The sequence below is a fragment of the Cupriavidus sp. 21MJTG02-4 genome (genome assembly GCF_057798975.1).
Genome location: NZ_JBYOJP010000017.1, coordinates 37,007 through 49,941, shown reverse-complemented (window position 1 = coordinate 49,941; position 12,935 = coordinate 37,007). Strand labels below are relative to the sequence as shown.

The following is a 12,935-nucleotide window of genomic DNA, read 5'->3' as shown; positions in this document are numbered from 1 at the left end:
TCAATAAGCCTTCCCCCGACGCTGTCAGGTTGTCGCCATTAGCCTGTGAATCATCGCAATGCTGCGCTCGAGGCCGAAGGCATCATCATGGCGAACACTGCCAGTTGAAGGACGTCGCCGACCCAGGATCTAAAGCCATGCAGGCATTGTAGGTGCACCATTGAGCTCTCCTAATGGGTCCTCGGATTCAATAGGCCGGAACCGAAGTAGCCGCATCGCGGTACACCTGGCGGCCCCCGACATAGGTGGCAACTGCATGGAGATTCTGGATGTCGACTTCAGGCACGGTCAGATAGTCTCCCGACAACACCACGAAGTCGGCCAGCTTCCCCTTTTCGATCGAGCCCTTGGTATCGGCCTCGCCGTTCAGGTCGGCATAGTTGATGGTGAACATGCGCAGCACGTCGGCGCGCCCTACTCGCTCGTCCGGTCCATATATGCCGTCGGTGATCGTGTCGCGGGTAATGAAGTGATACATTCCCCAGAACGGATTTACCGGCATGTTCGCGGAATCGGTACCCCCGACGAGCTGGAAGCCGGCGTCCATGAAGGTCTTCACGGGGGTCACGTGTTCTGCCCGATCGTGCCCCCAGTACTTCGACAGCACCGGTGCGGCAACGTACAGGTGGGCCTGCACGGACAGCCTCGCGCCCAGGGCGCGTACTCGGTTGAGCTGCTCCTTGCGAACCACGAATGCATGCTCGATTGTCCAACCTCTGACGGCGCCTGGGCTTGCCTTGTCGAGGCTTTCCCACGCTGTCAGAACCTGGTCCAGTGCCGCATCGCCCACCACGTGCACAGCCACGCGGTACTTGTTCCGGGCCAGTTCACCCACCACATCCTGATACGCCTGGCCCGAAACCAGCGGCAGTCCGAAGAACGTTCCGCCCTTACCGTATGGCTCGCTGTAAGGCTGGCTCATGTAGCCGCCTTCAAACCCGCCATCGACCGAGGTCTTCGCACCCCAGATGCGCACCCATTCGTCGCCAGAGCCGGGCGGCAGCTGAGCCGAGGCAATCATCGACTTGATCTGCGCGGCCGAATTCACCGGCGCCATGGCGTTGAGCAGCAATTGGAAGCGCAGGCTCAGCTTGCCCGCAGCTTGGAGCTGGCGGATGACGGCATAGGCAGAGGGCACGTCGGTACCCGTGAACATGCCCGGCACGCGTACGCTGGTCAGGCCTAACGCATTGAGCTTGTGCTGCATTTCATCCAGGGCCGCGGTGTCGAATTTTGGCGGCGCGGGCAGCGTCATCAGTGAGCGCGCGTTGTTGATTAGGACGCCGGTCAACTGGCCGTTGCTGTCTTTCTGGATGATGCCGCCGTCGGGCGACGCTGTACTGGCGGTGATATTCCACTTGGCCAATGCAGCACTGTTGAGCATGGCCGTCAGGCCCCCACGGTGCAGCACCAGCGGGTTGTTCGGTGCTGCCGCGTCGAGCTCGGCGCGGGTTGGAAGTCGAACCTCCTTCAGTTGCGCCTCGTGCCAGTCGGAGTTGCTTTGCAGCAGTTCGCCCGGCGCATGGCTGGCCACGGCCTCGCGAACCGCTGCCAGCACATCTTCAATCCTGCGCGTACGCGACAGGTCGATGCCAGGCCCGCCCCCCGCGCCATGCAAGTGCCCGTCGCTGAGCCCAGGGACAATGGTTCGTCCGCCCATGTCAACGACACGTGTGGCAGGCCCGAGATGCTTGGCCAATACGTCTGCAGATCCGATCGCCAGAAATTTTCCATCCTTGACGGCAAATCCCGGTTGCACAGCGTTGCCGGCATCGACGGTCAGGACTTTCGCGTTGGTGTAAATGGCGTCGGCGACCGGTTCGGACGAGCCATCCCCGCAGCCTGCAAGCGACAACACGATAGCCGCAAGACCGAGCCAACCCGGAACTCCCCTGCTTGTGCTTTGTTTCATTCGCGTCTCCTCCATTTCTTTCTTGTTTGCGTGTGCAATTCCGACGTTGTCGCCGACAGCCGGAACGAGCGGATCATCCCGCAGGATGGCCCTTTCGCAATTAATTTATTTACGATTGTTTATATTTCAATCATTTCTACGGCCGGTTCGGCCTCGCCCTGGTGTCGCTCAGGCCATTGCGGTGGCGTAGCGGCTGGCCGCAATCGTTTCTACTTCGTTCAGTGCATCCTGGAGCACGAAGTCGAAGCGCACATGGGTGAACGGGCCAGTCACGCCGAGCGAGGCGTACTCGGGCGAGTGCGCCACCTTCTCCATGGAGACGACCAGGCCATCGCGCGTGGCGAAGGCGAAATCGTCGTCCAAGAAGGTGTCGCCGGGGATGTTGACCTGCGTGGTCAGCGCACGCTTGCCGCCGCCCGATACAAGGAAGTGGATGTGGGCCGGGCGGTTGCCGTGGCGCCCCAGCAGCGCGAACAGTTCCGACACCGGGCTCTCGGGCGGAATCGCATAGCCCGGCGGCAGGAAGCTGCGGAACCGGTAGTTGCCGTCGGCGTCGGTCTCGATGCGGCGGCGTAGGTTGTAGTCGGGCTGCGCCGGGTCGAAGTGCGAGTAGCGTCCCAGTTCGTTGCAATGCCAGACGTCGACGCTGGCGTGCGGCACGGGCTTGCTTTGCAGATCCAATACGCGGCCTTCCATCACCAGGACTTCGCCCTTGCCTTCGTTGCCTTCATCCAGGCGCACCTCGCGCTGGGCCACCGGCGCACCGGCAACGTAGAGGGGGCCTTCAATGGCACGTGGCGTTCCCTGGGCGCGCGCAGCCGCCTGGTCGGCTTCATCCTCGAGAATATCGAGCAGGCGGTCAAAACCAAGGCCAGCCGAGATCAGGCCGACCATATCGGCCTGGCCAAGGCGCGTCAGCCATTGCATGGTCGACCAGAACTCCGCCGGGGTGACGTGGAACGCCTCGATGGTGCGGAACAGGTCCGCAACGATACGCGCGGTGATGGCGCGCACGCGCTCGTCGCCAGCGCTGACCTGGCTGCCGTTGACCAGCGCCAGGAGTTCAGAAGGGGTGTATTCAGCCATGATGAGTGCTCTCCTTAAATGTTGGAATCTGCAGAACGTTGCGGAATTTCGATCCTTCCGGCACTGGCCGGGGCCGGGAGCGGCGCGGCCGCGACCGACGCAGAGCGCGCGTGCCGGATCATCAGCACGGCCAGCGCCGCTGCCATTCCGGGCACCGCAATGGCCATGAAGTTGTGCTCGAGCCGCAGTCCCATGCCGACCAGTACGCCGATGACAATGGGTGCCAGGATGGCGCCGCCACGGCCCATGCCCAGTGTCCAGCCAATGCCGGCGGCCCGGATGCCGCTCGGATAGAACTGACCCGCGTAGGCGCAGCCGACGATCTGCGTGCCAATGGTCGATGCCCCGGCGAGGCCGACCAGCAGGTACAGCCAGCCGGTCGGCATGGGATGGCCCAGCAGGGTGATCGACACTGCGGCCATCAGGTACATGCCGATCAACACATACTTGATATGCAGCTTGTCAGCGAGCCAGCCGCCGCCAATGGCGCCAATCATGCCGCCAAGGTTGAGCACCAGCACGAAGGTCAGCGCCGAGCCCAGGCTGTAGCCGGCGCTGGCCATCAGCTTGGCCAGCCAGGAACTGAGCGCGTAGACCATGAACAAGCACATGAAGCACGACAGCCAGAACATCAGCGTGCTCAGTCCGCGGCCTTGCTGAAACAATTGGCGCAAATGTGCACTGCCGGACACGTCGGCACCCGCGACGACAAAGAGGTCTTCGGCACCCGGCCGGTAGCCCGGTTCAATGCTGGCCGCCAGGCGTTTGAGTTCATCGGTGCGGCCCCGCCGGATCAGGAACGGCACGGATTCCGGCATCGACTTCAGGACCAGAGGGATCAGCAGCAACGGCAACCCTGCGGCGACAAACACCGATTGCCAGCCGTAGCTTTCCATCAGGCTCTTGCCCAGCACCGCCGCGAGCATGCCGCCGACCGAATAGCCGCTGAACATCAGCGTCACCATGGTGCTGCGCATGCGCTGCGGCGCGTACTCAGTCATCTGTGCGATCACGTTCGGCATCACGCCGCCGATGCCGATTCCGGCAACGAAGCGCGCCGCGCCGAACAGCATGGGGTCCTTGCATAGCCCCGCAGCGGCGGTAAACACGCTGAACAGCGCGATGCAGACCGGCGATGGCCCAGCGGCGGCCGATCTTGTCGGCAATGGTACCCAGCAGGATATTGCCGAACATCATGCCGAACAGCGCAGTGCTGACCAGGAAGCCGGCCTGGGTCGGGCCGACTTCCATCTCCTTGATGATCGATGGCAGCGCGATGCCGGCAACGGCGAGGTCATAGCCGTCGAAGATGATGATCAGCGCGCACCAGATCAGTACGCGGTAGTGGAAGGCATTGAGCCTGGCCTCGGCGGCCATTCTCTGTATATCGATTTGTCGCATGTCTCCTCCGTTTCCTTATGCTTTTTTGTCGCTTCCTGTGTGACATTGGCTGTCAGGGGCAACCATCAAAGCTTGGCCAGCGATACACCGGCGTCGGCCAGATCTTCCGGTCTGACCGGACTTCGTTTTTCGATCAGGCGACGCGCGAAGCGCAGGTCGCGCGCTGCATTGCCACCGAGCGCAGCCTTCAGCCGGTCGCCTTCCAGATAGAAGAACATGAAGCTGCCCGCCGCAGGATCACCCCGTACAACGACCAGGTGCGACGGCGCAGGTATGCCGTAAATTTGGAAGTTTGTGCCATGCTGATCCGACCAGAACCATGGCAGCGGATCGTAGTGAACGTCACGGCCCAGCGCCGCTCGGGCCGCCGCAATGCCCTGTTCCTGAGCGTTCTGCCATGATTCGAGCCGCAATTTGCGTCCGGCCCAGCTGTTGCGCGCAACAGCAACGTCACCGGCGGCGAGTATGTCGGGGTCGGACGTGCGGCATTGCTCGTCGACCAGTACGCCGCCTTCGCAGTCCAGCCCCGCTTCGCGCGCCAGCTCGTCGTTGGGCACAAGACCGATGCCAACCACAGCGACGTCGCACGGGATGGTGCGGCCATCGGACAGTGCGACATTAAGTCCGCCTGCCACGCCGGAAAAAAAGCCCGCCACCGCTGTCCCCAGCAGCACTTGCGCACCGTGGGCTACATGCAGGGCGTGCAGGTGCGCGGACAATCCTTCCGGCACACTTCGCTCGCACAGCCGCCTCATGGTCTCGATCACGGTCACGGCGGCACCGCGCGTACGCGCGGTTGCCGCGACTTCGAGTCCGATCCAGCCGCCGCCAACCACCGCCACACGCGCTCCGCTGCGCAGCAGCGGACCCAGCCTCAGCGCATCGTCGATGGTGCGAAGCGAATGCACGCCAGGCAGTCCACTCCCTGGCACCATAAGTTCGCGTGCTTTGCCACCGGTGCAGAGGATGACCTTGTCATAGCGGATTGCGCTGCCATCGGCCAGCACCACGCGCCGGGCCGGCCGATCGAGACGCACCACCCGCGCATTCGCCAGCCATTCGACAGACAAGCCGGCGAGCGTGGCGTCGTTCAGGAGATGCAGGCTCTCCGGAGCCGCCTCACCGGACAACACCGACTTGGAAAGCGGTGGCCGCTCGTAGGGCGGGTGAGACTCGTCGCCGATCAGCAGCAAGCGGCCATCGAAGCCCTCGTCGCGCAGCGTGCGCGCCGCCCAGGCACCGGCCTGCCCAGCGCCGATGATGATAATGGTCGTCGGATCCGTAAGCATCGCAATCCCCCGCTCTCAGGCCGACACGACCACGGGCGGGAGCACCTGGACCAGCACCCGCCCTTCCGCGACCCGCACCGGATAGGTCTGCACTGGCGTCACGCAAGGCGCCTTGCGCGGCGCGCCGGTGCGAAGGTCGAACAGACCCTGGTGCAGCGGGCACTCGACGCAGCCGTCCTCGACAAAACCTTCGGACAGCGGTACACGCTCGTGGGTACACAGGTCGTGCAGCGCGAACAGCTCGTCGCCGACGCGGAACACGGCAATCGATACGCCCGCCGCGTCGACGGCGCGCGGCTCATCTTCAATGAATTCGTCGGATCCGCCGACGTCATGCCAATGGCTCATGGTGAGGCGCTCCTAGATCGGCGTTGCGAGAAGGGTCTGGACCCGCGAGGTGTCGTAGACCACGCGCTTTTCCTTATAGCGCCATGCGCCGTCCTGCCGGACGACCGTGTCGCGATAGACACCGGCCTGGTACACGACGGAGTCGCCGAGAGCGCCGGTATTGACGACGATATAGCTTGAGGCCATGCGGATCTCATCGCCGGCCACGGACTCGATCACCAGACCGCCGAGCGCATGCCGATAGCCGTGCGCTTCGAAGATGTTGGCGTGCCGCAGTGCGACGACGCGGTCGCGCATCATCTTCTGGTTACGGCAGTGGATGATCGGCGCGGGCAGGCCGCGATCGGCGTTTTCGCGCGAGATGATGGTGTACGTGCCATCCGCGGTGAAGAAGGCCGGCCAGATTTCCAGCAGGTTGTTGTCGATGGCGTGCACATAGCGGTGCTGTAGTGCGCTCATCTCCATCCATAGTTGCAGGTTGTGTTCCATATCAGTAACCCATTGCACGCTGATAGCCGGACCAGAAACGGCGAATCAGGTTTTCCGTGATATTGCTGTTGGTCTGCTCGGGCGCATCCAGGCCCATTCCCATGTACGAGGTCTTGTCGCCGTCGCGCACGGTACCGCGCTGCACCAGCTCGGTCGCCTCGGTATCCTCCATCGAGATGTAGCCTGCCGGCCCCACCAGATTGGCTTGCAGCAAGCGCAGCTCGCGCAGTTCCGGGGTATCGTCCTCATAGCCGAAGAAGTGGAACACCAGCTCGAAATTATTCGGGCCCTTGGGCAGCAATTGCCGCGCCACCAGCGTGTTGTGAATCTGCTGAATGACCAGCTGCGGGAAGAGCGGCTGAATGTGATTGGTGCAGTCTTCCTCGAACTCCGGGACCTGCCCCAGTACATACGGGTCCTCCAGTTCGAAGCCGTCCTGCATCGAGCGGATCTTCTGGTCGGTGTAGGCCGCCGCAGTGTTGGTGTCCATCTTCGGCTTTGTCACCGTGATGAGGCTATGCAGGCCGTGCGCGGCATCCGGGATGGAGCGCGCGCTCATGCCGACGCGGAAGATGTTGAAGGTGGTGTGGAACAGATGCAGCAGGCTCGCGTGGTACGGATCCTTGACGTTCTCGAAGTAGAGCTTCCAGTTCGACTTCGAGTACTGGCGCGTGCATCCCAGGTAGACGATGGGCTTGTGGAAGACCCGGTCTACCCAGGGACGCATCTCGGGGCCGATATAGTCGGCCAGCGGAGGCGCCGCATCGCTGAACGTGGCAAACAGCAGACCCCGATACTCTTCCACACGCAGCTTCTGCAGGCCGTGCTGCGACGGATCGAAAGCCTTGGCCATGCCGCTGAGCGCAATGGTTCCCTGCTTTTGTCCACGGCGGAACGGCACGCCCTGCAGATCGCCTTCGCACGAATAGTTCCACTGATGATAGACGCAGGTATGAGACGCCGCGTTGCCATGCTTCTCGCGGCATACCATTGCCCCGCGGTGCGCGCACCGATTAACCCAGCATGAAAAGCCGCTGGCCGTGCGTGTCACCACGACGGGGGTCTCGCCGACGAAGGTGCTCTTGAAATCGTTGAGATTGGGAATCTCGCAAGACAGAGCCACAAAGCTCCAGTACGGCCCGCGATAGATACGCTCCTGCTCTCGCTCGTAGACTTCCTGCGAGCTGAAGACACTGTAGGGAACGCAAGAGCCATCGGGCTGTGGAAAGGACACCTGCCGGTTGCTGGCGCATGCGCCTGTCTGTAGGGAGTCTGACATTGCTGTCTCCGCAAAATTCTTGTGTGTTGGCGATGGACCGAGTGTAGGAATCCACTGCCCGTTCGGACTAGCCGGAATTGGTCGACTTTCACGGTGTACCGATCCGTTTCCGGCGGAAATCGTATCGGCTATCCGAAAATGGCAGGGGATCCGGTGCCGGCAGTCCGGTTCAGGAAGGCGCGGAACGCAAGGCGCCTGCTTGCGGTACCCATGCCACCGGTGCTATGGCAATATGAAACGCAGGAAAGGGGCAACCGACCCCTGCAGACCAGCCCGGGTCTCACGTCCGTTCCAGCGCTGTGCCATGACGGAAACCCTCGCAAAGCCCGAACAGGGAGACAAGAAAGTGCCCCTTTCACCACGGACTCCGGTCCTCGCCACGCTCTATGGCAATCCGCTGTTTCAATCGGATGTGCGCGTCGAGGCGCACGACCACGTCGCCCGCGAACTCACCGACCACGTGCTTCGCTGGAAAGCCGGAGCGCCCGACGCGGCCATGTTCAAGGGCCAACTCGATCTCGTGAAGATCTATGCGTTGCGCTACGGTCCCGAGGTGGAGGTAACCGCGCGACCTTTCGATGATTTTTCCCTCGTGCATACCTCGCTCGGCGCCGGCGCGGAGATCGAGTGTGATGGCCAACGGCTGTGGGTCGCCGAAGGCCGTACTGCTGTGCTGTCGCCTAAGGAGCGCGTTCGCCTGCGCTGGAGTCGCGGCAATCAGCAGCTGATCGTCAAGGTACCCAACAGCCTGCTGCTAGAGGCCGGGGGCCGCGAAAGCGACCGTGCGCCGCTCGCGTCCGGATTTCTCCTGCCACGTGCGCTCGAAGCGCAGTGGGAGCTGATCGCCCATTCGATGCTGAATTTGCTTTCCTGCCCGGATTCCGCGGTTCACGTCAGATGGGCCGGTCACCTGGAGCGAAGCCTTGCCCTGTTCCTGCTCTTGCACCAGCCCGTCGATGCCTCGCCGTTGCCTTTGCCGTTGCAGGCCACACTGCACGCGCCGTCCGGACCGGAACCGGCAAGCCGCGGCACGCGCCAGATGGATGCGGTAGTCGCATATATCGAGTCGCACCTGAGTGCACCGGTCTCCCTTGAAGACCTGGCTCGTGCCGCAGGTATCAGTGGCCGCTCGCTCAATGCCCTGTGTCACCGCTATTTCGGCGTCTCGCCGATGGAACTGTTGCGCAACGCTCGCCTCGACTCGGTGCGCGCCAGGCTGCTGCTCGATCCGGCCGCCAGCATCACCGAAACGGCGCTGGAGCTCGGCTTCGGGCACCTGGGCCGCTTCGCCGCTTACTACGCGGCGCGCTTCAACGAACTGCCGAGCGATACGCAGAAGCGTCAGGCATAAACGGTTCCAGCACTGGAACACCGTTTTCAGTTCGGCGTGCCTTGTACGGTCCGCTAACGTTGCATCATTGTCAGCAAGCCATGCGTGCCAGCGTCAATGGCTCATGCCGACAATGACGACCGACAGGAGACTCGATGAATGCCGAAACCACCACCCAGTTGTCCATGGATGCAACCCCAGCGGGCTCACGCTTCAGATGGCTCGTGTTGATGGTTGCATGGGCCGCTCTCGTCCTCTCAACCGTGTGTCGCCTCGCTTGGGGAACGCTAGCAATTCCCTTGGGGCAATCGTTGTCGCTGCCGCTTGCAGCGCTTGGCATGTTCGTGACGGCGTTCTATGTCGGTTACGTCCTGTCCAACTTCGTGTGTGGATTCGCTACTGACCGTGTTGGCGGCCGCGTGGCACTCTCCTCCTCGCTCGTTGGTCTTGCCGTCGCGACGTACGCCTTTTCCTATACCCCGACGCTGAAAATCGGCCTGGTCCTGCAGGCGCTCATGGGCCTGACTGCCGGCGCAGACTACGCCACGGGTGTGAAGCTGGTGACGACATAGTTCGAGAAGAACGAGCGCGGCAGGGCTGTGGGGCTTCTCATGAGCGCGTCATCGGTTGCCGTCATTTCAACGAATGCGATCCTGCCGACGCTCGTGGAAATAATATGGCTGGCGCACGAGCTATCGCCTCCTTGGCGTGGTTGCCGTGATTCTAGCTGTGATCTGTGCCGCGGTTCTTCGTGACCGGGCGCAATCCAAGGACGTGCTGCCGTCGGAAGAGACCCGCATCCGCACAGCGGGCTCGCATGGCCAGGTGCGATCAGGCGTCAGCGCGCTCTTGACTAGGAAGTTCATCTTGCTGGCGCTGGCGCTGGCGCTGGCGGGATGCGGTGCATTCTGGGGAACCCTCGGCTTCACCTCCTGGGCGATTCCGCTAATGGTGAAGGCGCACCATGTTTCGGCGGTACAGGCGGGCTACATCCTGGCCAAAGAGTGGTCGGTCGTTTCCCCCTGGTTTGGGCGTCCTCCCCTCCCCGGAGAGGACGCTCAAGTGCCAGCCATCGCCTGAAGCGCTATCAGTTCGTGCTTGACCACCTTGCCTGCGGCGTTGGTCGGCAGCGCCGCTATAAAGGCCACGGAGCGCGGCACCTTGTAGTTGGCCAGACGCGGCCGGCACCATTCCAGCAAGGCCTCGCCGCTGAGACTTTCGCCTTCGCGCAATACCACGAAAGCGTTGCCGACTTCCCCCATGCGCGCATCGGGCACACCGACAACAGCGACCTGCGCCACCGCTGGATGCGTGCCGATCAGGTGCTCGATTTCCGCCGGATAGCAGTTGAACCCGCCGACGATGAACATGTCCTTGAGCCGCCCTGTGATCGACAGATTTCCGGCGGCGTCCAGTTTTCCGATGTCGCCCGTATGCAGCCAACCAGCGTCGTCGACGGCTTCGCGTGAGGCTGCTGCGTCGTCGAAGTAGCCACGCATGACGTTGTAGCCGCGGATCCACACCTCGCCCGCCTCACCAACTGTAACATCATTGCCTTGAGCGTCCACGCAGCGGATCTCCACGTCCGAAAGCGGACGCCCGCAGGTATTTGCTACGGTCTGCAGGCCGTCACCAAGGCGGCAGACTGTCGCGAGGCCGCAGCACTCGGTCAGTCCATAAGCGGTCAGCACGACATCAAAGCCGAGAACCTTGCGCATGCGCCGGATCAGCTCGGGTGCAATCGATGCCGCTCCCGTGACGGCCACCCGCAGCGTTGACAAGTCGTATGCGTCCAAGCGCGGATGGGCAAGTAAGCTAAGGTAGAGCGTGGGCGATCCCGGCAGGAAACTCACACGGTGCCGCTCGACGCACGCAAGCACGGCTTCGGCGTCGAACTGCGCCTGAGGCAAGATCGTCGCGCCGCGGATCAGCGCCGCGAGCCAGCCGGCCTTGTAGCCGAACGCATGAAAAAAGGGATTGATGATCAGGTAACGGTCACCTGTGCGCAGGCCAACGATAGCCGACCAGTCGGAAAAGGCGCGCAGGTTCTGCCCATGCGTACTGATCACCCCCTTGGGCTTGCCCGTGGTGCCGGAGGTGTACAGCAAGTCAGACGGACTATCCGGTGTCAGTGCGGCCACGCGCGCGTCGAGCATTTCCGCGGACGTGTCTTCTGCGTGCGCGAGGAAGGACTTCCAGGTCAGGCAGCCTTCGCGTTCGCCGCGCAGGATGACGTGGTGGCGCAATGCGGGCAATGCGTGCCCGCATAACATAGCGGGATAGTCGACACCAAGGAACTCGGCAATGCTGAACAGCACGCGAGCTCCGCTTCTGGCGAGAATGTCGGCCGCCTCACCGCCCTTGTACCGCGTATTGAGCGGCACCAGGACTGCCCCGGCCATCTGGATGCCGAGCGCCGCAACGATCCACTCATGCAGGTTAGGCGCCCAGACAGCGACACGCTCGCCCGGCTCCAGGCCCAGCGCCATCAGCGCTCGCCCCGCGACGCACGCCGCCTCGTGCAGTTCGCCGTAGCGCATGAGATGGTCTTCTTCCTCGATGGCTACCGTATTGCCATGCAGCCGTGCCGTGCGCGCCAAGGCGTCAGGAATGGTGGAAATCGCCGGATTCGTTGAACTATCCAGGTGCTGTGGCAAGGGCTCCCTCATCGTTGCAACCCCCCCTGAACGGTCTGGCCGCTCGCGCCAAGCTCCACAGCGGACGGGTAATCCGTGTAGCCGCGCGCACCCGGCGTATAAAGCAGCGTGCGATCGAACGCGGCCAGCGTTGCGCTTTGCCGCAGGCGCGCAGGCAGATCGGGATTGGCGATGAAATGGCGCGCGAACGAAACCGCATCGCCGATGCCGTCGGCCAGGGCTCGCGTGGCACTCGCGCCGTCGAAACCATCATTGACGATGAGCGCGCCACCAAAATGCCGACGCGCCAGCGCGAAAGCATCCAGCGCGGCATCGGGAGAGCGGCTCACATGCAGATAGGCCAGCCCGAGCGGCGCCACGGCATCTAGCAGCGCGCCGTAGGTAGCGGCCGGGTCGTCATCGCGCATGTCGTTGAAGGGGTTGCCGGGGCAGATGCGCAAGCCCACGCGCCCCGGGCCGATCGCCCCTGCCATGGCCTCGATCGTTTCCACGACGAAGCGCAGACGCGCGGTGCGCGATCCACCGTAGCCGTCGCTGCGCTGGTTGGCACACGCAAGCAGGAATTGCATCGGCAGGTATCCGCTGCTGCAATGTAGTTCGACGCCGTCAAAGCCGGCAGCCATGGCGTTGACCGCCGCCTGACGGTACTCGTTGATCACTGCTACGATTTCATGCCCTGCCAGCGACCGTGGCGTCTCCATCTCGACCATGCCATGTCCGTCGGCATAGATGGTGCCGCGCGCACGGATAGCAGAGGGTGCCACCGTCTGCGCGTCCACCGCCTTGTTGTGGCGGCTCGCGATGCGCCCCGCATGCATTAGCTGCAGCACCATCGCCGCCCCCTGGCTTCGGGCAGCGCCAGTGACTTCGCGCCAGGCGTCCATCTGCGCGACGGTCTCGATGCCCGGCGTGCGGCAATACCCCTTGCCGTGCCGGCTCGGGTAGGTGCCTTCAGCGACAATCAGTCCGGCACCCGCGCGCTGCGCGTAGTACGCCTGGTGAAGTTCCGTGGGCAGGTCTCCCGGACCGGCGCGACTGCGCGTCATCGGCGCCATGACGATACGGTTGGCCAGTGCAATGTCGCCGAGCCGAAGCGGCTCGAACAAGGTGGTGCTCATCGCTTCTATTCCTCTTCCGGTTTCGG

The 12,935-nt window shown here is 63.2% G+C and carries 10 protein-coding genes and 2 pseudogenes; 3 read left to right on the top strand and 9 right to left on the bottom strand.

What is annotated here, in order from left to right; translation table 11 throughout:
- Window positions 1-187: 187 nt before the first annotated feature.
- The 7 genes and pseudogenes from AC3FKH_RS27250 to andAc form a co-directional block, all read right to left on the bottom strand.
- A complete protein-coding gene (locus AC3FKH_RS27250; RefSeq protein ID WP_488678833.1) occupies window positions 188-1,912 on the bottom strand; it encodes an amidohydrolase in 1,725 nt (574 codons plus the stop codon).
- A gap of 168 nt (window positions 1,913-2,080) precedes the next feature.
- Complete coding sequence (locus tag AC3FKH_RS27245; protein WP_488678832.1) at window positions 2,081-2,998, bottom strand: dioxygenase family protein; 918 nt, start codon at window positions 2,996-2,998, stop codon at window positions 2,081-2,083.
- A gap of 14 nt (window positions 2,999-3,012) precedes the next feature.
- Window positions 3,013-4,399, bottom strand: a pseudogene (locus tag AC3FKH_RS27240) (MFS transporter).
- Window positions 4,400-4,464: 65 nt separating this feature from the next.
- Window positions 4,465-5,688, bottom strand: coding sequence for an NAD(P)/FAD-dependent oxidoreductase (locus tag AC3FKH_RS27235; RefSeq protein ID WP_488678831.1), 1,224 nt, complete (start codon window positions 5,686-5,688; stop codon window positions 4,465-4,467).
- 15 nt (window positions 5,689-5,703) lie between these two features.
- Complete coding sequence (gene andAb, locus AC3FKH_RS27230; RefSeq protein ID WP_488678830.1) at window positions 5,704-6,036, bottom strand: anthranilate 1,2-dioxygenase ferredoxin subunit AndAb; 333 nt, start codon at window positions 6,034-6,036, stop codon at window positions 5,704-5,706.
- A 12-nt stretch (window positions 6,037-6,048) separates the two neighbouring features.
- On the bottom strand, window positions 6,049-6,525 hold the full coding sequence (gene andAd / locus AC3FKH_RS27225) for an anthranilate 1,2-dioxygenase small subunit AndAd (RefSeq protein ID WP_488678829.1): 477 nt from the start codon (window positions 6,523-6,525) through the stop codon (window positions 6,049-6,051).
- Window position 6,526: 1 nt separating this feature from the next.
- A complete protein-coding gene (gene andAc / locus AC3FKH_RS27220) occupies window positions 6,527-7,804 on the bottom strand; it encodes an anthranilate 1,2-dioxygenase large subunit AndAc (RefSeq protein ID WP_488678828.1) in 1,278 nt (425 codons plus the stop codon).
- A gap of 304 nt (window positions 7,805-8,108) precedes the next feature.
- Here andAc and AC3FKH_RS27215 point away from each other — a divergent pair, with 304 nt between their 5' ends.
- From AC3FKH_RS27215 to AC3FKH_RS27205, 3 genes and pseudogenes are all read left to right on the top strand, one after another.
- Complete coding sequence (locus tag AC3FKH_RS27215) at window positions 8,109-9,155, top strand: AraC family transcriptional regulator (RefSeq protein ID WP_488678827.1); 1,047 nt, start codon at window positions 8,109-8,111, stop codon at window positions 9,153-9,155.
- 134 nt (window positions 9,156-9,289) lie between these two features.
- Complete coding sequence (locus AC3FKH_RS27210) at window positions 9,290-9,706, top strand: MFS transporter (RefSeq protein WP_488678826.1); 417 nt, start codon at window positions 9,290-9,292, stop codon at window positions 9,704-9,706.
- A 115-nt stretch (window positions 9,707-9,821) separates the two neighbouring features.
- A pseudogene (locus AC3FKH_RS27205) lies at window positions 9,822-10,214 on the top strand (hypothetical protein); the annotation flags it as partial.
- Here AC3FKH_RS27205 and AC3FKH_RS27200 read toward each other — a convergent pair.
- A complete protein-coding gene (locus AC3FKH_RS27200; protein ID WP_488678825.1) occupies window positions 10,193-11,803 on the bottom strand; it encodes a FadD3 family acyl-CoA ligase in 1,611 nt (536 codons plus the stop codon). The pseudogene AC3FKH_RS27205 and the gene AC3FKH_RS27200 overlap by 22 nt on opposite strands.
- Window positions 11,800-12,909: an alkene reductase gene (locus AC3FKH_RS27195; protein ID WP_488678824.1), complete on the bottom strand. Its 1,110-nt coding sequence runs from the start codon at window positions 12,907-12,909 to the stop codon at window positions 11,800-11,802. The genes AC3FKH_RS27200 and AC3FKH_RS27195 overlap by 4 nt, the downstream gene beginning before the upstream one ends.
- Window positions 12,910-12,935 lie beyond the last annotated feature (26 nt).